Raw genomic sequence first — 25874 nt, forward strand, 5'->3', positions numbered from 1 at the left:
AAGGCGCGCCGGGCTGGCGCGCCTGGTGCCCCAGCTTACCATGGGGCGGGATGTGGCCGCTGACGCCATCCCCCCGCACGCGGCGGGCGGATGGCGCAGGACTCAAGCCTGGGTGGGATGCAGCAGCGAGCGCTGGCGCGCGTAGCCGAAGTAGACCAGCAGGCCGAGCGCCAGCCAGACGATGAAGGCGACCCAGGTGTGCCAGCTCAGGAAGGACATCAGGGCCAGGCAGAACACGATCGCGAGGGCCGGGATCACCGGCACGCCCGGGCAACGGAAGGCGCGGTGCAGGTCCGGACGCTTCTTGCGCAGGATGATCACGGCCACCGAGACCAGCGAGAACGCGGCCAGGGTGCCGATGTTGACCAGCTCGGCCAGCACGCCCAGCGGCACCACGGCGGCGATCAGGCCGAAGATGATGCCGACCATCCAGGTGGCGAAGAAAGGCGTGCCGTATTTCGGGTGCACGGTCGAGAGCTTGGCCGGCAGCAGGCCGTCGCGCGACATGGCGAACAGGATGCGGGTCTGGCCGTAGGCCATCACCAGGATCACGGTGCTCATGCCCAGGATCGCGGCCAGGTCGACGAAGCCGGCGACCCAGTTCTGGCCCGCCACCTGCAGGGCCAGCGACACCGGGTGGTCGACGCCCTTGAAGTCCATGAAGGGCACGATGCCGGTCATGATGGCGGCCACCACCACGTAGAGCACGGTGCAGACGGCCAGCGAGCCGATGATGCCGATCGGCAGGTCGCGCGAGGGGTTCTTGACTTCCTCGGCGGCCGAGGTCACGGCGTCGAAGCCGATGAAGGCGAAGAACACCAGGGCGGCAGCGCTCATCACGCCGGTCATGCCGAAGGGCAGGAAAGGCGTCCAGTTATCCGGCTTGACGTAGTTCATGCCCACGAAAATGAAGAGCAGCACGACGCCGGTCTTGATCAGCACCATGATGTTGTTCAGGCGCGCCGATTCGCGCACGCCCAGCGACAGCAGGAAGGTCAGGACCATCATGATCAGGAAGGCCGGCAGGTTGAACACGGTGTTCACGCCGGGGATGGCGCCCGGCGCGGCGCGCAAGGCTTCCGGCAGGACGATGCCGATGCCCTTGAGCAGCGACTGGAAGTAGCCGGACCAGCCGACCGCGACGGTCGAAGTGGCCAGGCCGTATTCGAGCAGCAGGTCCCAGCCGATCATCCAGGCCACCAGTTCGCCCAGGGTGGCGTAGCTGTAGGTGTAGATCGAGCCGGCGACCGGCACGGTGGAGGCGAATTCCGCGTAGCACAGGGCGGCGAAGGCGCAAGCCAGGGCCGCGACCACGAAGGAGAGCGTCAGCCCGGGGCCGGCGGTCACGGCGCCCGTGCCGGTGAGCACGAAGATACCGGTGCCGACGATGGCGCCGATACCCATCAGGACGAGGTCGAACGGGCCCAGGACTTTTTTGAGTCCGCTGGGCTTGTTGGCCGCCGCCACCATGGTGTCGAGATTCTTGGTTCTAAAAAGACTCACTACATGTTCTCCAATGAAAAAAGTGTTGGTCCCGCGTCTTGTCTTTATAGACGCCGGCGCAGGTCATGCGCCGCCGCTGTACGGCATGCCTGTCTGATCGACCGCATGCCCGACTTGAAACCGCCCGTACCACGCCCTGCCAACCCGCCAGATGTCGCAGACGTGACATTATCTACAGAATGTTGTTTGGAATCAAAGCAAAGTGATGAGCGAGCTGCAATTCGTTCGCCAAACGCGCAAAAACACGCCGTTGTATAAACACCTCCCCCTGTTTTCCGGCGCTTGCTTTCCCTAGATCAACATCACATAATGGAACATACATGCTTTTGAAACCGCGCCGGCCTGCCACCTGGGAACGGGCGCTCCTGATTCCCCACTTGACACGGCCACAGTCCGGAACCTGATGAAGATTCGACAGCCATTGCGAGCGGCGCACGACGCGCTGCGCAGGGCCGCCCCATCCGTGCTGTTAGCGCTAGCGCTGTCGGGTCCCGCCTGGGCGGTGGATACGGAACAGCGCCTGAACGAACTGGCCGCGCTCTCGGAGAAGAACAACGCGAAGGCGCGCGCGGCCCTGCTGGCCGAGGCGCGCGAGCTGGGCGAAACGGCCTCCTACGCCTCCCGTATCCGCTACCTGCGCCTGCTGCGCCGGGTCCAGAACGATGCCGGCGACAGGCGCGCGGCCTACGAGATCAACGAGCGTATCATGGACCTCGCGCAAGCCGAGCGCGACCAGGTCAATATCGCGCTCGCCAGCCTGGTGCGCATCAACCGCCAGCTCGACGAGAACGACCCGGTCGCCGCCCTCGCCCTGCTCGAAACCCTGGGCGCGCGCTACCGCAACCTAGGCAACCTCGAATTCAGCGCCAGCCTCGAAGTCGTGACCGGCATGGCCTACAACGCCACCGGCCAGTTCGACAAGGGCCTGCACCACTTCCTGCGCGGGCTGGAGATCGTGCAGCGCAATCCGGGCCTGTGGAGCCCGCGCGAAGCCGACATCCGCCTTGCCGTAGCGCGCCTGTACGACAACTCGGGCGACGCCGAAAAGGCGCTCGACACCGTGCGCGAGCTGCGCGCCAGCGTCGCCGTCCTGCCGCCGCGCGTGGTCACCCATTCCCACTTCCTGGAAGGCCGGGCCCTGGTCAGCGCCGGCCGCGTCAAGGAAGGCCTGGAGGCCTTCGACCAGGCCCTGTCGCTGGCGCGAGCAAGCGAACTGCGGGTGCTGGAGGCCGGCATCGTCGGCCACATCGCCGACGCCCACCTGCGCGTGCACCACTATGAGGCGGCCGAACGCGCGGCGCGCCTGGCCCTACCCCTCGCCGAACGGATCCAGGACCAGACCAGCGTCCAGATGGCCAAGGCCAACCTCGGTTTCGCCCTGTTCGGCCAGGGCCGTGTGCGCGAAGGCCTGGTCCACATCGACGAGGTCGCGCAGGCCCTGGCGGCCAAGGGGGCGATGGCGGGCGTGGCCAACGTGCTGTCCGAAAAAGCCCAGGCGCTGGAAAAGGCCGGCATGTACCGCGAGGCGCTGGCCACCATCCGCGAGCGCGAGGACATCCAGGCCCAGCTTGCGAGCAAGGACCGCAACAAGGCCATCTCGGCGTTGCAGGAACAGTTCAAGGCCAAGGAAAGGGTGGCCCAGATCGACCGCCTGCGCCAGGAGAATGACCTCAAGGACGTCGAGATCCGCAACCGCAGCCTGCGCCAGACGGTCGCCTGGCTGGCGGCGGCGCTGGCCCTGGTCCTGTCCGGCTTCGTCTTCTTCCTGTACCAGAAGTCGGTGCGCACCGGCCGCCGCCTGTCAGAACTGAACGAAGAACTGGCCTACCGCTCGGCCCACGATCCCCTCACTGGCCTCTACAACCGGCGCTCCTTCCAGGAGCGCATGCGCCACCGCGGCGACGAGGAAGCGGCCCGGGTCGAGGCGGCGGATTGCTTCACCCTGCTCGACATCGACCACTTCAAGCGCATCAACGACGTCCACGGCCACGCGGCCGGCGACGCGGTGCTGGTCGAAGTGGGCCGCCGCCTGAGCCAGACGGTGCGCGAATCGGACATGGTGCTGCGCTGGGGCGGCGAGGAATTCCTGGTGTATTCGCAGGGCGTGAGCCCGGCCCAGCGTCCGCTGCTGGTGCAGCGCATCCTCGACACCATCGCCGCCACCCCGGTGGTGCTGGAAGACGGGACGAGCCTGCAGATCAGCGCCACCGCAGGCGCGGTCTCGCTGCCGCTGGCGGCCGGACCGGACGAGGCGGTGGGCTGGGAACAGGCGATCGCCCTGGCCGACCGCGCGCTCTACAAGGGCAAGGAAGGCGGACGCAATCGGGGCTATATCGTGCACGGCGTGGAGCGCGGCGGCGACGACAGCCTCGGCGCGCTCGACCTGCACCTGGTGCTGCCGGCCCAGGCGGCCTGAACCTCGGGCCACGCGTCTCACAGCCGGCCTCGGCCTCGGCCTCGCCCTCGGCCCTGGCCGGCATCGGCGGCCGCCCGAATGTTCTCACACCTCCCGCAGCAAGTCCTTGCGCTGCGCGATCGCCACCACCGCCTGCACCAGCACCGCCGGCCGCAGCGGCTTGGTCAGGAATTCGTCGAAGCCCGCCTCCAGCGCCCTCTGCTGGTCTTCCTTGCGCGAGAACGCGGTCAGCGCGATGGCCGGAATGGTCGAGACCTGGCGGTCGCGCAGGTCGCGGATGCGGCGGATCAGGCCGAAGCCGTCCATCAGCGGCATGCCGATATCGCTGATCAGGAGATCGGGCTTGCTGCGCTCGACGATGCGCAGCGCTTCCTGGGCGCTCATCGCGCCCAGCACCGTCGCCTGCGTGTCGGCCAGCACCTGCTGCACCAGCTCCAGCGAATCGAGCTCGTCGTCCACCACCAGCACGGTCAGGCCGGACAGGTCGGCGCTGGGCGCCTGCGCACCGAACAGGCCGAGGGGCTCGGGCGCATCCTCGGGCAGCTGGTCCTGTCCCGCTGCCGGCAGGTGCAGGGTGAAGGTGGCGCCCTGGTCGACGCCGGGGCTGGCGACCGTGATGGTGCCGCCCTGCAGCTCCACCAGCTGGCGCGCGATGGCCAGGCCCAGGCCCAGGCCGCCGTGGCGCCGCGCCGAGGAGGCGTCGGCCTGGCGGAAGCGCTCGAACACATAAGGCAGGAAGGCGGGATCGATGCCGACCCCGGTGTCGCTCACGTCGATCGCCACGCCGTCGTCCTCGCGCCGCAGGCTGACCTTGACCTTGCCGCCCTGCTCGGTGAACTTGACCGCGTTCGAGATCAGGTTGGACATCACCTGCTGCATGCGCGCGATGTCGCCCGAGACCAGCCCGACGTCGGGGTCGAGCACGGTGGTCAGCTGGATGCGCTTGGCCATCGCCGCCGGACGCGCGGTCTCGACGGCGGCCAGCACGAACTCGCCGGGCGCGATCGGCTTTGCCTCGACCCGCACCTTGCCCGCGATCAGGCGGCTCATGTCGAGCATGTCTTCGATCAGCTGGGATTGGGCGCGCGCGTTGCGTTCGATGGTCTCGAGCCCGCGGCGCAGCATGGCCTCGTCGCGGAAGCCCTGCAACAGGAGCTGGGACCAGCCCAGCATGGCATTGAGCGGGGTGCGCAGTTCGTGCGACAGGGTGGCCAGGAATTCGTCCTTCAGCTGGCTCAGGTGCTCGGCCTCCACCCTCGCCTTCTGCTCGCGCACCAGCAGCTGCTGGCGCTCGGCCGCGGTTTCGAGCGAGGCCGCCAGGGTCTTGTTGCGCGACTCCAGGCGCGCGTCGAAGATGGCGGCCAGCAGCGCTATGCTGAGCAGGGCCACGATGGCGACCGTGACCAGCACTGCCAGGTGATCCTGGTTGACGCCATCCTGGGCCGCGCGGCAGATGCTGCCGGCCTCGAAGCGGGCCGCCGCCATCCCGGTGTAGTGCATGCCGGCGATGGCGAAGCCCATCACCACGGCGGCGCCGGCCTGGATCAGGCGCGGATGGCGCACGCTGTCGTTGAGGCGGAAGGCGATCCACAGGGCCATGGCCGAGGCGCCGACGGCGATCAGGACCGAGGCCGCGAACAGCAGCGGATCGTAGACGATGGGCGGATCCATGCGCATGCCGGCCATGCCGGTGTAGTGCATGGCGTTGATGCCCAGGCCCATCAGGATCGCGCCCCAGAGCAGGTGGCGGCCGTCGATCTCGCGATGGCGCACCTGCCACAGCGCCAGGTAGGAGACCACCACCGGCAACAGCCAGGAGACGAAGGTGATGCGGCCGTCGTAGCCGACCGGGATGCTGAGCCGGAAGGCCAGCATGCCGATGAAGTGCATGGCCCAGATGCCGCTGCCCATGGCCAGCGCGCCGCCGGCCATCCAGAAGTAGGGAGCACGGCCCTGGGTTTCCTTGACCCGCAAGGCCATGCTGAGGGCCGTGTAGGAAGCCAGGATGGCGACGAGGATCGATACCAGTACCAGGAGGGGTTCGTAGTAGCCGCTCAACATGGGGTCTCAGCTGATTGTTCTTCTTCGCTGTGAAAATGGGCTTGGGCCGAGTGTACACGAGGCGTCGCGACTTGGGAGCCGGGCAGGAAACTCATGCACGGCGCTTGAGCCGTTTGCGCCTGGGCCGATAAGGCTGGTCCGACTGTAGCAGTTGCTTCCCGAGCTTGCGCTCCAGTGCAAGGATGCGTGCCGCCTGGCCGAGATGCATGCCGATCATCTGGGCGATACTTGCGAGCAGGAGGGTGAAACCGAGGGCCGCGATGGCGAATCCGGCGACATGGTACTCCCAGATCAGGAGGCCGGCCGGTAGCGACACCAGCGCCAGCATGGCGGCCAGGGCGTCGGCGCGCCAGGCCGCCAGACCCGGCAGGTAGACACCCAGCTCAAGGCGCATCGGCGCGAGCACCGCCGACCAGTCCAGCACCGCGCTACCGCGCGGCCGGACCTGCTCGAAGGCGGCTTGCCCGACCCGCTGCCACTCGGCGTCGAATTTCCTGACGCCGGCCAGCAGGTTCAGCCCGAGCAACCACAGGGAGGCCACAAGCGTCGCGCGCACCAGCAGCACGGACAGATCCGGATCGAAGATGCTTGGCAATCCCATGCTTAACAGGAAATAAGCGAGGCCAAGACCTGCCGTTGCGCGGTACAGGATGTGCTCGACCAGCCGCCCACTGCGGCGCAGGCACACCCAGCACTGGCTCAGGAATAGCGCGGCAACGAAGGCGCCGCCACCGATGGCGTAGCGCTGCGCGGCTGGCGCGCCAGCCACATCCTCGCACATCAGGGCCCCAGCCAGCGTGGCAGCAGCGCCCAGGAACAGCAGGCCGAGACTGAGCTTCAGGGATGGTGTTTCCATGGGCGACCCGCTCCGCATGAACTCCGAAAACGACAAAGGCCGCGCAGTGCGCGGCCTTTGCGGCGCCGGCTCGAAGCCGGCTGAATCCTGGTGGGAAGTGCAAGTTTCGAACTTGCGACCCCTGCAGTGTGAATGCAGTGCTCTACCCCTGAGCTAACCTCCCGGTGAAGACGCTATTATGCCACAGATCGTACGTAATGCCAAATAGCAATCACGTCCTTCCGCATGCCGCGCGCTGCGCGTGGCTGCGCGCAGTGGCCCGAAAATGAAACAGGCCAGCACGAAGCTGACCTGTCGAATCCTGGTGGGAAGTGCAAGTTTCGAACTTGCGACCCCTGCAGTGTGAATGCAGTGCTCTACCCCTGAGCTAACCTCCCAAAGCGAGGCGTATTATGGCACAGAATCTGCCTCTCGTCACCCCTGCGGAGCATAATTTCTCCACACGCAGCTCCCCTTCATGCTCTTGTCGAGGTCGGCCAGCACCGCCTCGTGCAGTGCGAGTTCCTCGGCCGCGGCCGCCACCACGATGATCTCGCCAAGCGGCCCGACGTCGATCAGTTCACCGCCCGCCGAGCTCTCGACCTCGACGTCCATGGTCAGCGAGTTCTGGCCGCGCGTCATCGCGAGGTAGACGTCGGCCAACAGCTCCGCGTCCAGCAAGGCGCCGTGCAGCTTGCGGTGGGCATTCGAGATTTCGTAGCGGTCGCACAGCGCGTCCAGCGAGTTGCGCTTGCCGGGGAAGATTTCCTTGGCCTGCACCAGGGTGTCGATGATGGGACCGCAGTGCTCCACGAAAGGCCGCATGCCGAGACGGGTGAACTCGTGGTTCAGGAAGCCGAGGTCGAAAGGCGCGTTGTGGATGATGACCTCGGCGCCGGCCACGTAGGCGCGCAGCTCCTCGGCGATCTCGTGGAATTTCGGCTTATCGCTCAGGAACTCGGTGGTCAGGCCGTGCACCGCCAGCGCCGCTTCGTCGGAATCGCGTTCCGGATTGATATAGCGGTGGAAGTTATTCCCGGTCAGCTTGCGGTTGAAGATCTCGACGCAGCCGACCTCGATGATGCGGTCGCCGGTGCGTGGATTCAGGCCGGTGGTTTCGGTATCGAGGACGATCTGGCGCATGGAGTAGACGGATGAGTGAAAGCGGAGCGCAGTATAGCAAAGCCCGGACGGTTCAACGGCGGACCGAGGCCGCGCCGCGGTTGGCCAGCACGTCGGCGCGCTCGTTGCCCGGATGGCCGTTGTGGCCGCGTACCCAGCGCCACTCGACGGCGTGCTGCTGCTGGGCCAGGTCGAGCGCCTTCCACAGGTCGTCGTTCTTGACCGGTTCCTTGGTCGAGGTCTTCCAGCCGCGCGCCTTCCAGCCGTGGATCCATTCCGAGATCCCCTTCTGCACGTACTGGCTGTCGGTGTGCAGCACCACCTGGCAGGGACGGTTGAGGACCGTCAGGGCCTCGATCACTGCCTGGAGTTCCATGCGGTTGTTGGTGGTGTTCGGCGCGCCGCCGAAGATTTCCTTCTCGTGGCCGTTGGAGACCAGGAGCGCGCCCCAGCCGCCGGTGCCCGGATTGCCCTTGCAGGCGCCGTCGGTGAAGATCTCGACCTTGGTGAGATTGGTGGACGTGTCCTTGTGTGCGTTATCTGCTTCGTTCATTCTCTGTTCGCCGCCGGCACTGCCTGCGGACGCTTGCTCGTTTTCTTGTTCCACGCGGGACCGATGATGTGCATGCCCTTGACCCGCTTGATCGCATGCACGATGTAGACCGCACCCAGGTAGGGCCACCAGCGCCGGCCGGCCGATTCCATCATCGCGAAGCGTTCCAGCCACTGCGAAGTGCGGCAAGGCGGCGCATAACAGCCATAATGGCTGCGGCTGACGCCAAGGTTCAGCAATTTTAGCCAGTCTTTGAGCCGCGGCATAGAAATGAATTCGCCCGAGGCCGGCAAATAGCCGTTGCTGGTGAAGCGGCCCATGCCCTGGCGCACACCCCACAGGCTGAGCGGATTGAAGCCGCAGATGATCACCTGCCCTTCCGGAATCAGGACCCGCTCGACCTCGCGCAGCACCTGGTGCGGCTCGGCGGCGAACTCCAGCACGTGGGGCAGGACCACCAGGTCGATGCTCTGCGAGGCGAAGGGCAGCTCGGCGAAGTCGAGCGCGACCGCGATCTGCCGGCCGCTGGCGGCGAAGGCCAGCTCGTCGGCGGTGGAGGTGCGGGTGGCCGCCTGCCACTTGTTGGGCATGCGGTTGGCGGCCAGCGCGTCGAGCTGGGGCACGCCGATCTGCACCGCGTTGAAGCCGAAAATATCCGCCGTGAGCTCGTCCAGGCAAGCCTGTTCGAAGGCGCGCACGTATGCGCCGGCCGGCGATTGCAGCCAGACATCGAGCGCTATAATGGATTTTTCGGAAGCCGTGCTGTCCATGCCATCCCTTTTGAAACATTCCACCATGACGAATTCGCCGCGAACGGAGCTGTCCGTCCTCACCGTACCCGCCTTCAACGACAACTATCTGTGGCTGATCCACGACGGCGTCCATGCTGCGGTGGTCGATCCGGGCGACGCCCAGCCGATCCGTGACGCATTGGCCGCGCACAAGCTGACCTTGACCGCCATTCTACTCACCCATCACCACGCTGACCACATCGGCGGCGTGCCGGCCCTGCTGGCCGAGTATCCGGTCCCGGTCTTCGGTCCACGCAAGGATGATATTCCGAATCTCACCCGGACGCTGGGCGAAGGCGACCGGGTGCAGGTGCCCGGGCTGGACCTGGAACTCGAGGTGCTGGACGTGCCCGGCCACACGCGCGGGCACATCGCCTACGTGCGGCGGGGGGCGCGGGCCAACTGGCTGTTCTGTGGAGACACCCTGTTCGCGGGCGGTTGCGGCCGCCTGTTCGAGGGCACACCGGAACAGATGGCGGCCTCGCTCGGCAAGCTCGCGGCGCTGCCGGACGACACCCTGGTGTATTGCGCGCACGAGTACACGGTGGCGAACCTGCGTTTCGCGCAGGCGGTGGAGCCGGACAACCAGGCGATCCGGCTGCGCATGATCGACGCGACGGCCAGGCGCGGCACGCGCCTGCCGACCGTGCCCTCGACCATCGGGCTGGAGAAAGGCTCGAACCCTTTCCTGCGCTATACCGAGCCGGGGGTAGTGCGCAGCCTGGTCGAGGCCGGACGCCTGCCGGAGGGCGCGGCGCCGGTGCAGGCTTTTGCGGCCCTGAGAGAGTGGAAGAACGTGTTCTAGGGCACGCTACATTAGTTGTTTTCTGCGTCGCGATTGCGCTACCGGATGAGTACCGATGCACTTTAACAGCGTTCCGGCAAAGTGTCGGTCGGACACTGCGGAACCCAGGCGTGCAGCGCATTGGTAATGCATGCAAACTTGGGTTCCGGCCTTCGCCGGAACGACGGTCTCAAGGATAGCGGCTAGCGGTTTGCGAATCACGGTTTGCGGTGTGCGGGTCGCACTTGTCGCTGGCCGTGTTGGCTTTCGTCGTCAGCAATCGGACATCGACAACGGACTCCACCCGGTCAGATCTCTTCGTACAGCGGCAGGGTCAGGAACTCGGCGAATTGCTCCGAGGTCGACATCTGCTCGAAGATCTCGGCGGCCCGCACATAGCTCGGGTTGTCGCCGTTCGGCGCCACCGCCTTCACCTTGGCCAGCTCTTCCGGGATCATGGCGCGCACCATGTCGGCCGTGACCTTGCGTCCGTCCTCGAGCACGCCCTTGGGCGAGCGGATCCATTGCCACACCTGCGAGCGGCTGATCTCGGCCGTGGCCGCGTCTTCCATCAGGTTGTGGATGGGCACGCAGCCATTGCCGGCCAGCCAGGCGCCCAGGTAGTGGATGCCGACGTTGATGTTGTAGCGCAGGCCCTCTTCCGTGATCGGGGTCTCGGGCTTGAAGTCGAGCAGTTCCTTCGCCGTCACGGCGACGTCAGGACGCTGCTTGTCGATCTGGTTCGGGCGATCGCCCAGCACCTTCTTGAACTCGGTCATCGCCAGCTCGACCAGGCCCGGGTGGGCCACCCAGCCGCCGTCGTAGCCGTCGTTCGCATCGCGCGCCTTGTCGGTGCGCACGCCGCCCATGGCGACCTCGTTCTTGGCCGGGTCGTTCTTGATCGGGATCAGGGCCGACATGCCACCGATCGCCGGCGCGCCGCGCTTGTGGCAGGTCTTGAGCAGCAGCAGCGCGTAGGCGCGCATGAAGGGCGCGGTCATGGTGACCTTGGCGCGGTCGGCCAGGCAGAAGTCCTTGTCCAGCTTGAACTTCTTGATGCACGAGAAGATGTAGTCCCAGCGGCCCGCGTTCAGGCCGGCGCTGTGCTCGCGCAGCTCGTAGAGGATCTCGTCCATCTCGAAGGCGGCCAGGATGGTTTCGATCAGGACCGTGGCCTTGATCGTGCCCTGCGGCAGGCCGAGCGCATCCTGGGTCATGACGAAGATGTCGTTCCACAGGCGCGCCTCGAGGTGGGATTCCATCTTCGGCAGGTAGAAATAGGGGCCGGCGCCGCGCGCCAGCTGTTCCTTGGCGTTGTGGAACATGAACAGCGCGAAATCGAAGATGCCGCCCGAGACCCGCTTGCCGTCGACCAGCACGTGCTTCTCGTCCAGGTGCCAGCCGCGCGGACGCACCACCAGGGTCGCGACCTTGTCGCCCAGTTGGTAGCGCTTGCCGCCCTGCTCCAGCGAGATGGTGCGGCGCACGGCGTCGCGCATGTTGATCTGGCCGGTGATCTGGTTGTCCCAGTTGGGCGAGTTCGAGTCCTCGAAGTCGGTCATGTAGCTGTCGGCGCCCGAGTTCAGCGCATTGATGACCATCTTGCGCTCGACCGGCCCGGTGATCTCGACGCGGCGGCATTCCAGGGCCTTGGGGATCGGGGCGATCTTCCAGTCGCCGTCGCGGATCGCGGCGGTCTGAGGCAGGAAGTCGGGGCGCTTGCCGGCGTCCAGGCGGCGCGCGCGCTCGGCGCGGGCGGCCAGCAGTTCCTGGCGGCGCGGCTCGAAGGCGCGCGTCAGCCTGGCGACCAGCTCGAGGGCTTCCGGGGTGAGGATCTGTTCGTAGCCGGGCTTGATCTCGGCCCGGATCTCCATTCCGGCGGGGGTGGCGATGCTCATGGTTGGCTCCTGATGGTGTGAAAGAATGCGGTGCGCCTGCCGCGCAAGCCGGACAGGTCGGCTTGGCGTTTGTCATACCATCAAGTATATTCACTCGCAGATAGCTAAACCATACAAATACTCACTACATCTGTGCGTTTTTGTATGAAATCGGAGAGTGGATGGGCAAGTTCAAGGAAATCTCGACTTTCGTCGAAGTCGTCGCGCGCGGCAGCCTGTCGGCGGCGGCGCGCGCCGAAGGCATCGCCCCGGCCATGATCGGGCGCCGCCTGGACGCGCTCGAATCGCGCCTGGGCGTCAAGCTCCTGCAGCGCACCACGCGCCGCCTGGCCCTGACCGACGAGGGCGCCGCCTTCCTCGAGGATTGCCAGCGCATCCTCGGCGAGCTCGACGAAGCCGAAAGCGCGGTCTCGGAACGCAGCGCGCGCGCCACCGGCCACCTGCTGGTCTCGGCCCCGGCCGGCTTCGGACGCCAGCACGTGGCGCCCCTGCTGCCCTCCTTCCTGGCCGAGCACCGCGACCTGACGGTCAACCTGAACCTGAACGACCGCGTGGTCGACGTGGTGGCCGAGGGCGTGGACGTGGCGATCCGCATCGCCAGCCTGAACGACTCGAACCTGGTGGGGGTGAAGCTGGCCGACAACCACCGGGTGGTGGTGGCCACGCCCGCCTACCTGAAGCGCCACGGCCGGCCGCAGACCCTGGCCGACCTGGCGCGCCACAACTGCCTGGCGATCAGCAGCGAAGGCAGCCAGCGCGGCTGGACCTTCCTCGACAAGGGCAAGCCGGTAACCCTCAAGGTCGGCGGCAACATGGTGTGCAACGACGGCGCGGTGCTGCACGCCTGGGCCCTGGCCGGCAAGGGCCTGGCCTGGCGCTCGATGTGGGAGGTGGGCGGACAGATCGCCAGCGGCGAGCTGTGCACAGTGCTGGACGACTACGCGGCGCCCGGCAACGACATCTACGCGGTGTTCGCGCAGCGCCGCCACCTGCCCCTGCGGATCCGCGCCTTCGTGGACTTCCTGCGCCGCACCTACGCCCAGCCGGACTACTGGTAGCCGTCCACGCCGCGGGCCCGCGCCGGCGGCGCGCGGGCAAAAAAAATCCCCGGCTGGTCCGGGGATTTTCTATGGCGCTATGCGCGCGGCGCTATGCGCAGGTATTACAGAGGCTGGATGTTCGCAGCCTGCTTGCCCTTCGGGCCAGTGGTCACGTCGAACGAGACGCGCTGGTTTTCCTGCAGCGACTTGAAGCCGGTGCTCTGGATAGCCGAGAAGTGTGCAAACAGATCTTCGCCGCCTTCGTCCGGGGTGATGAAGCCGAAGCCCTTCGAGTCATTGAACCATTTTACGATGCCAGTTGCCATTACAATTTCCTATTTCAGTTAAGTTGGGCTTGCGCCCGTTTAGATCGTTTGAAGAAGCAAGAAAGGAATGACAGACAGACTGCACTACTAGCTCGAACCCAACGATCCCACATTATACCGAATAAAAACAGGGTATGCCCTATTCGTTAAATAAATTCGCGACACCGCAACGATTCTTTCAATCAACTATTACCGTGGCGCGTGTTTTTTTGTATTCGGCAGTATCGAAAATATAGGGTAAAGCCGGGGCCAATGTTTGCGGTGAATCAAATTTGGGAGGGCTAAGCAAATGAAGAAAGCTTGAGCGGCGCGCTTGCGCCGGCTCACGTTTCAGGCAATCGATTTGGGATCAATGCGCGCCTCGGCGATGAAGCGGGCCAGCTCGGCCAGCCAGTCCTGCCAGTCGGCGCTGGCGGCGGCCTCGAAGGTCTGCAGCACGCGCAGGCGCTGCTCCAGCATGCGGGCGCGCTGGCCCAGGCCGCGAAAGCCGAAGGTGGCGGCCGAGCCGGCCACCGTGTGCAGCATGGCCTGCAGTTCGCCCGCCACCGGGGCCGGCGCGGCCAGGTCGAGGCGCGCGGCCAGGCTGGCCAGGCGGTCGAGCGTGGCCGGCAGGCCGAGCGCGAACTTATCGTTCAGCGCGGCCAGGCGCGCGAAGAATTGCTGGTCAGCCGGGTGGGCCATGGCGCCGGCCTTACTTGGTGCCGAAGATGCGGTCGCCGGCGTCGCCCAGGCCCGGCACGATGTAGGCGTCGGCGTTCAGGTGGCTGTCGAGCGAGGCCACGTAGACCTTGACGTTCGGATGGGCCTTGTGGAACACGCTCACGCCTTCCGGCGCCGCCACCAGGGCCAGGAACAGGATCTGCTCGTCGGGCACGCCGCGCTTCTTGAGCACGTCCACCGCATGCACGGCCGAATTGCCCGTCGCGACCATCGGGTCGCACAGGATGAAGGTGCGGTCGGTGACGTCCGGCAGGCGCACCAGGTATTCGACCGGCTCGTGGGTCTCGGGATCGCGGAACACGCCGATGTGGCCGACACGGGCCGAGGGCACCAGTTCCAGCAGGCCGTCGCTCATGCCGATGCCGGCGCGCAGGATCGGCACCACGGCCAGTTTCTTGCCGGCGATGACGGGGGCGTCGATGGTCATCAGGGGGGTCGTGATCTGGCGCGTGGTGAGCGGCAGGTCGCGGGTGATCTCATACCCCATCAGCAGCGTGATCTCGCGCAGCAGCTCGCGGAAGGTGCGGGTCGAGGTGTCGTGCTCGCGCATGTGCGACAGCTTATGCTGGATCAGCGGATGGTTCAGGATGTAGAGGTTGGGAAAACGCTGGTCTTGTTTCATGGTCGATATTCTGGGTATGCGGATCGCTGGGCGGTGTCGCCTGTATAGGCGAGCATTATCCCAGCCACGCGGCGGTTTGTCCCTACTTTGCCGAAGAAATAATTGTCCTGCACGCCGGGAAACAGGCGCCAACCCCGGCGCGCCCCGGCCGCGCCGGCATGACGCACGCGATTCAGGTCGCCAGGGCGCGGGCCAGGATCGCCGCGCAGTCCGTGCCGGCCGGCAGGCGCCCGAAGGCCCCGCCCGGGTCCTGGGCGATGCGCGAGGCGACGAAGGCCTGCGCCACGCAGGCCGGCGCGTAGCGCAGCAGCAGCGCGCCCTGCACCGCCAGCACCAGCCGCTCGGCCAGCCTGCGCGCGCCAAATTCGTCCTGGAGGCGCAGCGGCAGGTCGTCCAGCAGCTGGCCGGCGTAGGCGGCGTAGCGGGCGTCCAGGCCGGCCGCCGGCATCAATTCCGCCGCCAGCGCTTCGCGCGCCGCCGCCGGCGACTTGCCGAGCGCGCGCAGCACGTCCAGGCACATCACGTTGCCCGAACCTTCCCAGATCGAGTTGACCGGGAATTCGCGGTACAGGCGCGCCAGCGGGCCGTCCTCGACATAGCCGTTGCCGCCCATGACTTCCATGGCCTCGGCGCCGAAGGCCGGGCCGCGCTTGCAGATCCAGTACTTGCCGGCCGGGGTGAGGATGCGTCCCAGCAGGGCTTCCTGCGGATCGTCCTGGCGGTCGAAACAGCGCGCCAGGCGCAGGGAAAAGGCGGTCGCGGCTTCCGACTCCAGGGCCAGGTCGGCCAGCACGTTCTGCATCAAGGGCTGCTCGGCGAGCTTGCGCCCGAAGGCGGCGCGCCCGCGCGCATGGTGCAGGGCGTGGCAGAGGGCGGCGCGCATGATGCCGGCGCTGCCCAGCACGCAGTCCAGGCGGGTGTGGCTGCCCATCTCCAGGATGGTCGGGATGCCGCGCCCCGGCTCGCCGATCATCCAGCCCACGGCGTCCTGGAACTCGACCTCGGACGAGGCGTTCGAGCGGTTGCCCAGCTTGTCCTTCAGGCGCTGCACCCGGATCGCGTTGCGGCTGCCGTCGGGCAGGAAGCGCGGCACCAGGAAGCAGCTCGGAGCGCCGCCTTCGCCGTCCTCGAGCCGCGCCAGGATCAGGTGCGCGTCCGACTGCGGCACCGAGAAGAACCACTTGTGGCCGACGATGCGGTGGGCGCCCTCGCCCGCCGCGCCGAAGCGCGCGCTGGCCTCGGCCGGCAGCAGCGGCGCTGCGCGGGTGGTATTGGCGCGCACGTCGGTGCCGCCCTGCTTCTCGGTCATGCCCATGCCGATCAGGGCGCCGCGCTTGTGCGCCAAAGGCAGCGAGCGCGGGTCGTACTCGCGCGACAGGATCTTGGGCAGCCAGTGCGCCGCCAGCACCGGATGGCGGCGCAGGGCCGGCACCGAGGCATAGGTCATGGTCACCGGGCACTGGGCGCCGTTCTCGAGCTGGCCGAACAGCAGGTACTGGGCCGCGCGCGCCACCTGGGCGCCCGGCCGCGGCTCGGACCAGGGCGCGGCATGGGCGCCGGCCGCGATCATCATGCCCAGGATCTCGTGCCAGGCCGGGTGGAACTCGAGCTCGTCGACGCGGCGCCCGGCGCGGTCGTAGGACTGCAGGCGCGGGCCGTGCTGGTTGGCCAGCCGCGCCAGCTCCTGCGCATGCTCGCTGCCCAGGCGTGCGCCCAGTTCCGCGAGCGCAGGCGCAGCCCAGCCGCCACCCTCGCGCTGCAAGGCTTCCTGCAGCGCCGGGTCGCAGGCGTACAGGTTCACTCCGACAAAAGGTGGAGCCTGGTTGAATACCTCGTGGGTATCGTAGGGGTTCATGCGGCTTGTCTCCTCGCGCGGATCACGCGCATTTTCTCGTCATGTTGCAGGCAAGCATCAAAATGTAGCTCAATCATTTGCCGCGGCGCAAGAATCGGCGACAATGAGAGCGTAGGTACGCTTGACGATATTACAAGCAGGCTAGCGCAAAACACGGCGGCGTGACAAGGACGCGACGCCGCGACTGTTCCAGCGCAAACGGCAATGAAATGAAACCGGGTTTGTGTTTTCTAATGCCTTTTGGAATCTTTCAGTGATAGAGTCGCACCAGGTTTGGTAAACTTGCACGGTTTTGGATGGCATGTCGTGCACGTGCCAGCGATAAGAAGGCAAACATCAATAATGCACACCAGTTTCTCCGCCGTGCCCCAGCCGGATCGCAAGCCGCTCCCGCCGGCGCTGCTCGACGGTCTGATGGAAACGGCCGGCGACGCCGTGTTCCGTGTCACGCCCGGCGGCCTGATCCGCGCGGCCAGCGCCCGCGCCCAGCGCCTGGCCGGAGTCGAGGCCGGCCGCGCCCTGGTGTCCCTGGTCCATGAGATCGACCAGCCGGCGCTGCGCAACGCCCTGGTGAGCGCCGCCTCCAGCCTCGAAGCCGCCGTGCTCGAAGTGCGCTTCCGGATGGGCGAGCGCGACATCTGGTTCGAGCTGCGCCTGGCCCTGCTCGAGACCGGCGACGACGCCCCGGTCCTGGTAATCGGCCGCGACATGTCGTCCCAGCATGCCACCGAAGAGCGCCTGCGCCACATGGCGACCCACGACGCGCTCACCGAACTGCCCAACCGGGTCCTGCTGTCCGACCGCATCCGCATGGTGATCGCCAACGCGCGCCGCTCGGGCCAGGGCTTCGCCGTCGCGACCATCGGCCTGGACGGCTTCAAGAAGGTCAACGACGGCCTCGGCCACCCGGTCGGCGACGCCGTGCTGCAGATGGCGGCCAGCCGCCTGCGCCGCACCCTGCGCGACAGCGACACCCTGGCGCGCGTCGGCGGCGACGAATTCGTCGCGGTCCTGCCGGGCACCTTCACCGACGCCCAGATCAAGCTGGTCACCGGCCGCCTGATGGCGACCCTGCAGTCGCCCTTCGAGATCCAGGGCCACACCATCTACCTGGGCGCCTCGATCGGCGTCGCGATCTACCCCGACCACGCCGAGGACGAAGTGCGCCTGGTGACCCTGGCCGACACCGCGATGTCGCGCGCCAAGGAAACCGGCAAGGCCCGCACCGTGGTCTACAGCCCGCGCGACCAGGGCCCGCCCGAGCACGACATCTCGCTCGAGGCGGCGATGTTCAACGCGGTGCGCGAAGGCGAGTTCCTGCTGTTCTACCAGCCCATCGTGGACGCCCGCACCCGCACCATCGAGGGCTTCGAGACCCTGATGCGCTGGAAGCACCCGACCCTCGGCATGGTCGCCCCGAGCCGCTTCATCCCGATCGCCGAGACCAACGGCCTGATCAACCTGCTGGGGGCCTGGGCCCTGAAGGCGGCCTGCATGCAGATCCGCCAGTTCCAGGAAGTCGCCGGGCGCGAGCTCTACATCTCGGTCAACATCAGCCCGCGCCAGTTCCGCAACGACCGCTTCCTGAACGTGCTGGACGACGCCCTGGCCCTGTCGGGCACGCCGGGCCGCCAGGTGGTGCTCGAGATCACCGAAGGCACCCTGATGGTCGACCCGGTGCATGCCGAGGCGATCCTGACCAAGATGGCCGAGCGCGAGGCGCGCATCGCGATCGACGACTTCGGCACCGGTTATTCTTCCCTCGCCTACCTCAAGCGCTTCCCGATCTCGGTGCTCAAGGTCGACCGCGCCTTCGTCAAGGACCTGCCGCACGCCGAGAAGGACGCGGCGATCTGCAACGCCGTGCTCGACCTGGCCAAGCACCTCGACCTGTCGGTGGTCGCCGAAGGCGTCGAGACCGAAGAGCAGCTCAGCTGGCTCGACACCCAGGGCGTGCACTACGTCCAGGGCTACCTGACCGGCAAGCCGATGCCGGCCAACGTGGCGCTCGCCGCCCTCAAGGAAAACCTGTACACCGCTCTCCTTCCGCACGAAAACCGGACGGGCACATCATGACGAATTCAGCCAACACCATGCGCTCACCCAAAGGGGAAGCCACTCTCGCCACCCTGTGGGAACGGATCCGCAGGCAGGGCGACATGCCCGGGTTCACCAAGGCGATCAACGCCATCCTGGCCTCCATGCGCGGCGAGGACGAGCGCGAGTTCTCCATGACCCAGACCGTGCTCTCGGATCCCGTGCTCACCCAGAAGGTGCTGCGCCTGGCCAACAGCAGCATGTATTCGGCCTTCGGCCAGCGCATCAACACCGTGTCCAAGGCCGTGCTGGTGCTGGGCACCGAGGCCATCGGCCACCTGGCCCTGGGCCTGAAGCTGATCGAGGAACTGAGCCGCAATACCCCGGACACCGAGCAGGCCCACATCGAGATGGAAAAGGCGGTGCTGGCCGGGATGGTGGCCCAGCAGGTGGCGGCCAGCGCGGCCACCCGCGACCCCGAGGAAGCCGTGGTTTGCTCGATCCTGCATTCGCTGGGCCGCATGATGATCACCTTCTACATGCCGGAGCGCTGGACCCAGATGGGCGAGACCGCCGGGGCGGGCCGCGAGGAGAGCGCCGCCGAGGCGGTGCTGGGCATGAGCCTGGAAGAGATCGGCCGCGCCACCGCCAGCCACTGGGGCCTGCCGCGCAACCTGATCGCCGGCATGCGCCGGGTCGAGCCGAGCGAGCGCGGCGACGGCTTCGGCCACGACGACTGGCTGGCGGCCCTCGGCACCATGTCGACCCTGGCCGCCGACGCCCTGTGGAGCGACGACGAGGCCGGCGCGGCGCGCGTGGCCTCGCTGGCCGAAAGCTTCTCGCCGATGCTGGGCATGGCGCCGACCGGGATCCTGGGCGCCATCGACAAGGCCAAGCTCGAAGCGGCCTCCGACCTGTCGATCGCGCCGCTAGCCAAGCCGCTGGAAAAGCGCGCCCAGGAAGCGGCGGCCACGCGCAAGCGCATGGCCGGCAACAAGGTACTGATGAGCGGCGTGGCCGACATGCGCGACGCCGGCCCCAACGCCACCGCCGGCCAGATGATCTCGATGGCGCTGGAGACCATGCACAAGGGGCTGTCGTTCTCGCGCTCCTTCGCCTTCCTGCGCAACCGCCGCGACGGCAAGTACACGGCGCGCATCGGCTTCGGCGAGGGCGCCAAGGCGCTGCTGCCGAACCTGGTGTTCGACGACGTCTACGAGCCCAACGTGTTCCATGCCGCCTTGGGCAGCGACCGCGTGATCTTCATCGAGAACGCGCGCGACGCCAAGTTCGCGGCCAAGCTGCCGGGCTGGTGGAAAGGGACCTTGTCGGAGTCGCGCTGCTTCGTGGTGATTCCGCTATGCGCGCACGGACAGCCGGCCGGCTTCATCTATGGGGATTGGGACGACAGCTTCCCGTCGGTGATTTTGAGCCAGACCGAGTTCGCCCTGCTCAACGACTTGCGCGGGCTGGTGGTGCGCACGGTGGAGAGAAGGCATCAGCTCGAGGCGATTGCGACGCGGGTTTGATGTTGCGTCGTCAGTGCGACATCATCGGCTCGCGTTTGACGCTCTCGCTGCGCGTCGGACTTGGATCCCCGCCTTCGCGGGGATGACGTTTACGCGTTATCGGGGAATGGTACGTACACTATTCCGCTTCCACCAACCCGTCGTTCCCGCGAAGGCGGGAACCCAAGTTTCTAAACCTACCGTTTACGCCAGCTTCGGCGTCCCCACCCGCACATCCCCACACTGCGCCCTGTGCATCAGCGCGTGATCCATCAGCACCAGCGCCAGCATCGCCTCCGCGATCGGCGTCGCCCGGATCCCCACGCAGGGGTCGTGGCGGCCGAAGGTTTCCACCATCACCGGATTGCCCGCCTTGTCGATCGAGCGGCGCGGCGTGCGGATCGAGGACGTGGGCTTGATGGCTATCGACACCGTGATGTCCTGCCCGGTCGAAATCCCGCCCAGCACCCCGCCCGCGTTGTTGCCCACGAAGCCTTCCGGCGTCAGTTCGTCACCGTGCTCCGACCCCTTCTGCGCCACCGAGCCGAAGCCGGCCCCGATCTCCACGCCCTTGACCGCGTTAATCCCCATCATGGCGTAGGCGATGTCGGCATCGAGCTTGTCGTAGATCGGCTGGCCCAGCCCCACCGGCACATTGCGCGCCACCACGTCGATGCGTGCGCCGATCGAGTCGCCAGCGCGGCGCAGTTCGTCCATCGCGGCTTCCATGCGGGCGATCAGGGCCGCGTCCGCGGTGGCGGCGAAGAAGGGATTGGCGTGCACGTGCTCGAAGGACTCGAAGGGCACCTCGATGTCGCCCAGCTGGCGCATGCAGCCGAAGAATTCGGTGCCGAAGTGCTCGCGCAGCCACTTCCTGGCGATCGCCCCCGCCCCCACCACCGGCGCGGTCAGGCGCGCCGAGGAACGGCCGCCGCCGCGCGGATCGCGCACGCCGTACTTGTGCCAGTAGGTGTAGTCGGCATGGCCCGGCCGGAAGCTCTCGGCGATGTTGCCGTAGTCCTTGCTGCGCTGGTCCTCGTTCGGGATCAGCAGCGCGATCGGGGTGCCGGTGGTGACGCCCTCGTAGACGCCGGACAGGATCTGCACCCGGTCCGCCTCCTGGCGCTGGGTCACGTGGCGCGAGGTGCCCGGCTTCCTGCGGTCCAGTTCCGGCTGGATGTCGGCTTCGCTCAGGGCCAGCCCCGGCGGGCAGCCGTCGATGACGCAGCCGATCGCCGGTCCATGGGACTCGCCGAAGGTGGTTACGGAAAACAGCTTGCCGAAGGTATTGCCGGACATGGGATCGCGCTCACAGGTATTGGTCGAAATACCATTCTACCAGCCGCCCTGACAAGTAGAAAATTGTCGCCCATGTTATGAATGTCGCAAAAATGTTTCCACACGGATATATTTTATGCGTTTGGGGGAATTGGTGAATTTCTTACGGGTAATTGCATATATACTGGGTCGTTCAAGTGCCGAGCAAACTGGAGATGTACCCATGCCCGCTTCGATGACGCCCCGTGGCGCCTTGGAGGAAGTGAACGCGTTTCACGATGAGCTTGTCTTCGCGGACGAAGCCGAACCCGCCACACTAGGCCTTACCCGTGCTGCATGGCGGGTCCTGGTGGTCGATGACGACGCCGACGTGCACTCGACAACCACCTTCGCGCTCGGGAACGTGGAAATGCAGGGCCGCCCGCTGAGCTTCCTGCACGCCTACAGCGCCAGCGAAGCCTTCGAACTGCTGCGCCGCGAGCCGGACGTGGCCGTGCTCCTGCTCGACGTGGTGATGGAAAGCTCCGACGCCGGCCTGTCCCTGGTGCGCCGCATCCGCGAGGAACTCGGCCTGCGCGACCTGCGCATCATCCTGCGCACCGGCCAGCCCGGCTACGCGCCGGAGATGGAAGCGATCCGCGGCTACGACATCAACGACTACCGCACCAAGTCCGAACTCACCCGCACCAAGCTGTACACCGCGGTGGCGGCGGCGATCCGCTCCTACCAGCAGATCCGCGCCCTGGACGACAACCGCCTCGGCCTGGAGCGCGTGGTCGCCGCCAGCGCCGAACTGATGGCGCTGCACGGCCTGCGCGACGTCGCCCTCGGGATCCTGAACCAGGTCGGCCTGCTGCTCGGCCAGCCGGCCGAGGGCCTGCTGTGCGTGCGCGAGACCGGTCACGCCCACCCCGACATCCTGCGCACCGTGGCCGCCGTCGGCGCCTGCCGCCACCTCGACGGCCGCGAGCTGAACGTGGCGCGCGGCGGTCCGCTCGCGGCCGCGGTCGAGCGCACCCTGCTGAACCGCCGCTGCGCCATCGGCGACGGCCTGCTCAGCCTGTACTTCCCGGGCAAGGCCGGACGCGACTTCGTGGCCTGCGTCCCGCTCGAGCGCGAGCTCGACGAGCACGAGAACCGCCTGCTGCAGGTCTTCGCCGGCATGGTCACCATCAGCCTCGACAACGTGGAGCTGGTGACCCACCTGAACCAGGCTGCCTTCCACGATCCCCTCACCGGCCTGCCGAACCGCACCCGCCTGGTCGAACTGATCGACGCCACCCTGGCCCTGCCCACGCGCGCGCAGGCGATCCTGGCCCTGGTCGACCTCGACCACTTCGCCGAGACCAACGACGCCCTCGGCCACCATTTCGGCGACCTGCTGCTGGTGGCGGTGGGCCGGCGCCTGCAGTCCAAGCTCGACCCCGGCCTGCACGTGGCGCGCATCGGCGGCGACATCTTCTGCGTGCTGGGCGAGGCCGGCGCGGTGCAGCCGGCGCCGATCCAGGCCCTGTTCCGCGAGCCCTTCCACATCGACGGCCAGGACGTCCAGGTCTCGGCCACCCTGGGCCTGGTGCGCCTGGGCGAGCACGACGGCGCCGGCGCGGACGCGCTCAAGGACGCCGACATCGCCCTCAAGCGCGCCAAGTCCCAGCAGCGCGCCGGCCATTTCTACTTCTCGCGCAGCATGGGGGTCGAGATCCGCGAGCGGGTGCGCATGATGCACGCGCTGCGCGGCGGCTTCCAGCGCAACCAGCTGTTCCTGGCCTACCAGCCCCAGGTCGACCTGTTGAGCAACCGTCCCTTCGGCGCCGAAGCCCTGCTCCGCTGGCGCACCGAGGACGGCCGCCTGGTGCCGCCCGACCGCTTCATCCCGATCGCCGAATACTCGGGCCTGATCGTCGACATCGGCGAATGGGTCCTGCGCCAGGCCTGCGCCGAGCTGATGCGCCTGCGCGCGGCCGGGCACACCGCCTTCACCATGTCGGTCAACGTCTCCCAGGTGCAGTTCCGCCATCCGCACTTCCTCGACATGCTGCGCCGCGCGCTGGACGACACCGGCGCCCCGCCCGAATTCATCGAACTGGAAATCACGGAATCGATGGCGATGGAGGAGCCGGCCCTGCTGGTCGAGAAGCTGGCCCAGGTCAAGCGCACTGGCGTGTCGATCGCGATCGACGATTTCGGCACCGGTTTTTCCTCGCTCTCGCACCTGCAGCGCCTGCAGGTGGACCGCCTCAAGATCGACCGCGCCTTCGTCACCGAGATCACCGGCTCGGCGCGCGGCAGCAGCATCGCCGAGATGGTGATCCAGCTCGGTCGCAACCTGGGACTGTCGGTGATCGCCGAGGGCGTGGAGGACGAGCGCCAGGCGCAGATCCTGCGCCAGCTCGGCTGTCCGCTGGCCCAGGGCTTCCTGTATTCGCGCCCGCTGTCGCCCGAAGACCTGCTGGCCTGGCTGGCCGATCGCGCGCTGCACCAGGCCGCATGAAGCCCGGCGGCTGGGCCGCGCGGGCGCGCCCGCCTCAGCAGCGCGAGGGCAAAGCGACGGAAGGACGGCGGCAGCGCCGCCGCGCGACTCAGTCGGTCGCGGTTTCCTCGGCCGGCCAGTCGCGGATGTAGGCCTTGAGCATGCGGTTCTCGAAGCTCTGCGCCTCCAGCACCGCCTTGGCCACGTCGTAGAAGGAGATCACGCCCAGCAGGGTGCGGGCGTTCATCACCGGCAGGTAGCGCGCGTGCTTCTCGAGCATGATGCGGCGCACCTCGTTGACTTCGGTGTCGGGGGTGACGGTGATCGGGCTGTCGTCCATGTGCTTGCGCACCGTGCCGCCGCCGAGGGCGCCGCGGTTGCCGTGCAGGGCCTTCATCACTTCGCGGAAGGTCAGCATGCCGACCAGGTCGCCGTATTCCATCACCACCAGCGAACCGATGTCTTTCTCGGACATCGTTTCCACCGCATCGACCAGCGGCGTGTCGGGCGCTACGGTATACAGGACTTCACCCTTGACCTGCAGGATCTCGGAGACTTTCATGTTGGCCACCCCGGTGTTGTTGAGAAGAGCGCTAGATGAGTCATTTGTAGAATGCATGATTTGACTGTAGCCGATGGCCGCGAAAAAATCCAGCGGGACTCTTGCACACGCATCAACTTGTTGCGCAAAGATAAATAAGTGCTAGGATGCCGGCCATCGCAACCCTCCGAGAACCCCGACCATGAGCGGTCCCCGTTACCCCGGCTTCGATACGCTTTCCCTGCACGCAGGCGCCACGGCCGACCCCGCCACCGGCGCGCGCGCGACCCCGATCCATTTCACCTCCTCCTTCGCCTTCCGCGACGCCGACCACGCCGCCGCCCTGTTCAACATGGAGCGCGCCGGCCACGTCTATACACGCATCTCGAACCCGACCAACGCCGTGCTGGAAGAGCGCATCGCCGCCCTCGAAGGCGGGGTGGCCGGCATCGCCACCGCCAGCGGCCAGGCCGCGCTGCACCTGGGCCTGGCGACCATCGCCGGCGCCGGCTCGCACATCGTGGCCTCGCGCGCCCTGTACGGCGGCTCGCACAACCTGCTGGCCTATACCCTGCGCCGCTTCGGCGTCGAGACCAGCTTCGTCGATCCGCGCGACCACGACGCCTGGCGCGCCGCGATCCGTCCGAACACCCGGGTCCTGTTCGGCGAGACCCTCGGCAATCCGGGCCTGGACGTGCTCGACATCCCGGCGCTGAGCGCCATCGCCCACGAGCACGACCTGCCGCTGATGGTCGACGCGACCTTCACCACGCCCTATCTGCAGCAGCCCCTGGAACTGGGCGCCGACCTGCTGTTCCACTCGGCCACCAAGTTCCTGTGCGGGCACGGCACCGCCGTCGGCGGCCTGCTGGTCGATGGCGGCCGCTTCGACTGGCAGGCGGCGCACGAGAGGAGCGGCCGCTTTCCCGAGTTGTGCGAACCCTACGAGGGCTTCCATGGCATGGTGTTCAGCGAAGAGTCGACGGTCGGCGCGTTTGCCCTGCGCGCGCGGCGCGAAGGCCTGCGCGACTTCGGCGCGGCCATGAGCCCGCACAACGCCTTCGCCATCCTGCAGGGGATCGAAACCCTGGGCCTGCGCATGGAGCGCCACGTGGCCAACGCGCGCCGCGTGGTCGAGTTCCTGCTCGCCCATCCGGCGGTGGCCTCGGTGTCCTGGCCCGAGCTCGACAGCCACCCCGACCACCTGCTGGCGCGGCGCCTGCTGCCCAAGGGCTGCGGCGCCGTGTTCACCTTCGAGCTCAAGGGCGACCGCGCCGCCGGCCGCCGCTTCGCCGACGGCCTGCAGCTGTTCTCGCACCTGGCCAACGTGGGCGACGCCAAGTCCCTGGTCATCCACCCGGCCTCGACCACCCATTTCCGCGTCCCGGCCGCGCAACTGGCCGCCAGCGGCATCACCGAGGCCACGATGCGACTCTCGGTCGGCCTGGAAGACCCGGACGACCTGATCGAGGACCTCAAGCGCGGCCTGAAGCTGGCCCAGAAAGGCGCCTGAC

General features: G+C 67.2%; 20 protein-coding genes and 2 tRNA genes. 7 read left to right on the forward strand and 15 right to left on the reverse strand.

The features are described from left to right. Positions 1-102: 102 nt before the first annotated feature. A complete protein-coding gene (locus tag B0920_RS06945) occupies positions 103-1503 on the reverse strand; it encodes an amino acid permease (RefSeq protein WP_078031810.1) in 1401 nt (466 codons plus the stop codon). Between the two features lie 403 nt (positions 1504-1906). Here B0920_RS06945 and B0920_RS06950 point away from each other — a divergent pair, with 403 nt between their 5' ends. Further along, positions 1907-3919 carry a tetratricopeptide repeat-containing diguanylate cyclase gene (locus tag B0920_RS06950; RefSeq protein WP_229455239.1) on the forward strand — a complete coding sequence of 671 codons (2013 nt, stop codon included), beginning with the start codon at positions 1907-1909 and terminating at the stop codon, positions 3917-3919. 84 nt (positions 3920-4003) lie between these two features. On the opposite strand, the gene B0920_RS06955 is transcribed toward B0920_RS06950, so the two are convergent. The 7 genes from B0920_RS06955 to B0920_RS06985 form a co-directional block, all read right to left on the reverse strand. After that, complete coding sequence (locus B0920_RS06955; RefSeq protein WP_078031812.1) at positions 4004-5980, reverse strand: MHYT domain-containing protein; 1977 nt, start codon at positions 5978-5980, stop codon at positions 4004-4006. Positions 5981-6071: 91 nt separating this feature from the next. Next, positions 6072-6836 carry a hypothetical protein gene (locus B0920_RS06960; RefSeq protein WP_078031813.1) on the reverse strand — a complete coding sequence of 255 codons (765 nt, stop codon included), beginning with the start codon at positions 6834-6836 and terminating at the stop codon, positions 6072-6074. An 88-nt stretch (positions 6837-6924) separates the two neighbouring features. Then, positions 6925-6999, reverse strand: a tRNA-Val gene (locus B0920_RS06965). Between the two features lie 139 nt (positions 7000-7138). Then, positions 7139-7213: transfer RNA gene (locus B0920_RS06970), tRNA-Val, on the reverse strand. A 37-nt stretch (positions 7214-7250) separates the two neighbouring features. Then, positions 7251-7958 (reverse strand): DNA polymerase III subunit epsilon, encoded by a 708-nt coding sequence (gene dnaQ, locus B0920_RS06975; RefSeq protein WP_078031814.1) that lies wholly within the window; start codon positions 7956-7958, stop codon positions 7251-7253. A 52-nt stretch (positions 7959-8010) separates the two neighbouring features. Beyond that, complete coding sequence (rnhA, locus tag B0920_RS06980; RefSeq protein WP_078031815.1) at positions 8011-8490, reverse strand: ribonuclease HI; 480 nt, start codon at positions 8488-8490, stop codon at positions 8011-8013. After that, positions 8487-9260, reverse strand: coding sequence for a class I SAM-dependent methyltransferase (locus B0920_RS06985; protein ID WP_078031816.1), 774 nt, complete (start codon positions 9258-9260; stop codon positions 8487-8489). Before B0920_RS06985 ends, rnhA begins: the two co-directional genes overlap by 4 nt. 25 nt (positions 9261-9285) lie before the next feature. Between B0920_RS06985 and gloB the strand changes: the two genes are divergently transcribed. Further along, entirely contained in the window at positions 9286-10086 is an 801-nt protein-coding gene (gene gloB, locus B0920_RS06990; protein WP_078031817.1) for a hydroxyacylglutathione hydrolase, read from the forward strand. Positions 10087-10373: 287 nt separating this feature from the next. Here the strand turns inward: gloB and aceB are convergent, their stop codons facing one another. Next, on the reverse strand, positions 10374-11963 hold the full coding sequence (gene aceB, locus B0920_RS06995) for a malate synthase A (protein WP_078031818.1): 1590 nt from the start codon (positions 11961-11963) through the stop codon (positions 10374-10376). Positions 11964-12124: 161 nt separating this feature from the next. Between aceB and B0920_RS07000 the strand changes: the two genes are divergently transcribed. Further along, positions 12125-13021 carry a LysR family transcriptional regulator gene (locus B0920_RS07000; protein WP_078031819.1) on the forward strand — a complete coding sequence of 299 codons (897 nt, stop codon included), beginning with the start codon at positions 12125-12127 and terminating at the stop codon, positions 13019-13021. A gap of 104 nt (positions 13022-13125) precedes the next feature. Here B0920_RS07000 and B0920_RS07005 read toward each other — a convergent pair whose 3' ends face one another. The 4 genes from B0920_RS07005 to B0920_RS07020 form a co-directional block, all read right to left on the reverse strand. After that, a complete protein-coding gene (locus B0920_RS07005; RefSeq protein ID WP_036215636.1) occupies positions 13126-13329 on the reverse strand; it encodes a cold-shock protein in 204 nt (67 codons plus the stop codon). 330 nt (positions 13330-13659) lie between these two features. After that, a complete protein-coding gene (locus B0920_RS07010) occupies positions 13660-14010 on the reverse strand; it encodes an Hpt domain-containing protein (RefSeq protein WP_078031820.1) in 351 nt (116 codons plus the stop codon). A gap of 10 nt (positions 14011-14020) precedes the next feature. Further along, positions 14021-14671: a uracil phosphoribosyltransferase gene (upp, locus tag B0920_RS07015; RefSeq protein ID WP_078031821.1), complete on the reverse strand. Its 651-nt coding sequence runs from the start codon at positions 14669-14671 to the stop codon at positions 14021-14023. Positions 14672-14843: 172 nt separating this feature from the next. Then, positions 14844-16526 carry an isovaleryl-CoA dehydrogenase gene (locus B0920_RS07020; RefSeq protein WP_078031822.1) on the reverse strand — a complete coding sequence of 561 codons (1683 nt, stop codon included), beginning with the start codon at positions 16524-16526 and terminating at the stop codon, positions 14844-14846. Positions 16527-16868: 342 nt separating this feature from the next. Between B0920_RS07020 and B0920_RS07025 the strand changes: the two genes are divergently transcribed. Together B0920_RS07025 and B0920_RS07030 are read left to right on the forward strand one after the other, a co-directional pair. After that, on the forward strand, positions 16869-18602 hold the full coding sequence (locus B0920_RS07025) for a bifunctional diguanylate cyclase/phosphodiesterase (RefSeq protein WP_078031823.1): 1734 nt from the start codon (positions 16869-16871) through the stop codon (positions 18600-18602). Continuing rightward, positions 18599-20092 (forward strand): HDOD domain-containing protein, encoded by a 1494-nt coding sequence (locus B0920_RS07030; RefSeq protein WP_229455243.1) that lies wholly within the window; start codon positions 18599-18601, stop codon positions 20090-20092. Before B0920_RS07025 ends, B0920_RS07030 begins: the two co-directional genes overlap by 4 nt. Positions 20093-20275: 183 nt before the next feature. Here the strand turns inward: B0920_RS07030 and aroC are convergent, their stop codons facing one another. Next, the gene (gene aroC, locus B0920_RS07035) at positions 20276-21370 is read right to left on the reverse strand and encodes a chorismate synthase (protein ID WP_078031825.1); all 1095 of its coding nucleotides are present in this window, start codon (positions 21368-21370) and stop codon (positions 20276-20278) included. Positions 21371-21572: 202 nt separating this feature from the next. Here aroC and B0920_RS07040 point away from each other — a divergent pair, with 202 nt between their 5' ends. Further along, positions 21573-23840: a bifunctional diguanylate cyclase/phosphodiesterase gene (locus tag B0920_RS07040; protein ID WP_078031826.1), complete on the forward strand. Its 2268-nt coding sequence runs from the start codon at positions 21573-21575 to the stop codon at positions 23838-23840. 88 nt (positions 23841-23928) lie between these two features. Here the strand turns inward: B0920_RS07040 and B0920_RS07045 are convergent, their stop codons facing one another. Further along, positions 23929-24381: a CBS domain-containing protein gene (locus tag B0920_RS07045; RefSeq protein WP_078033323.1), complete on the reverse strand. Its 453-nt coding sequence runs from the start codon at positions 24379-24381 to the stop codon at positions 23929-23931. A gap of 181 nt (positions 24382-24562) precedes the next feature. Here B0920_RS07045 and B0920_RS07050 point away from each other — a divergent pair, with 181 nt between their 5' ends. Beyond that, the gene (locus B0920_RS07050) at positions 24563-25873 is read left to right on the forward strand and encodes an O-acetylhomoserine aminocarboxypropyltransferase (RefSeq protein WP_078031827.1); all 1311 of its coding nucleotides are present in this window, start codon (positions 24563-24565) and stop codon (positions 25871-25873) included. Position 25874 lies beyond the last annotated feature (1 nt).

The sequence above is a fragment of the Massilia sp. KIM genome (assembly GCF_002007115.1).
Classification (GTDB): Bacteria; Pseudomonadota; Gammaproteobacteria; order Burkholderiales; family Burkholderiaceae_D; genus Telluria.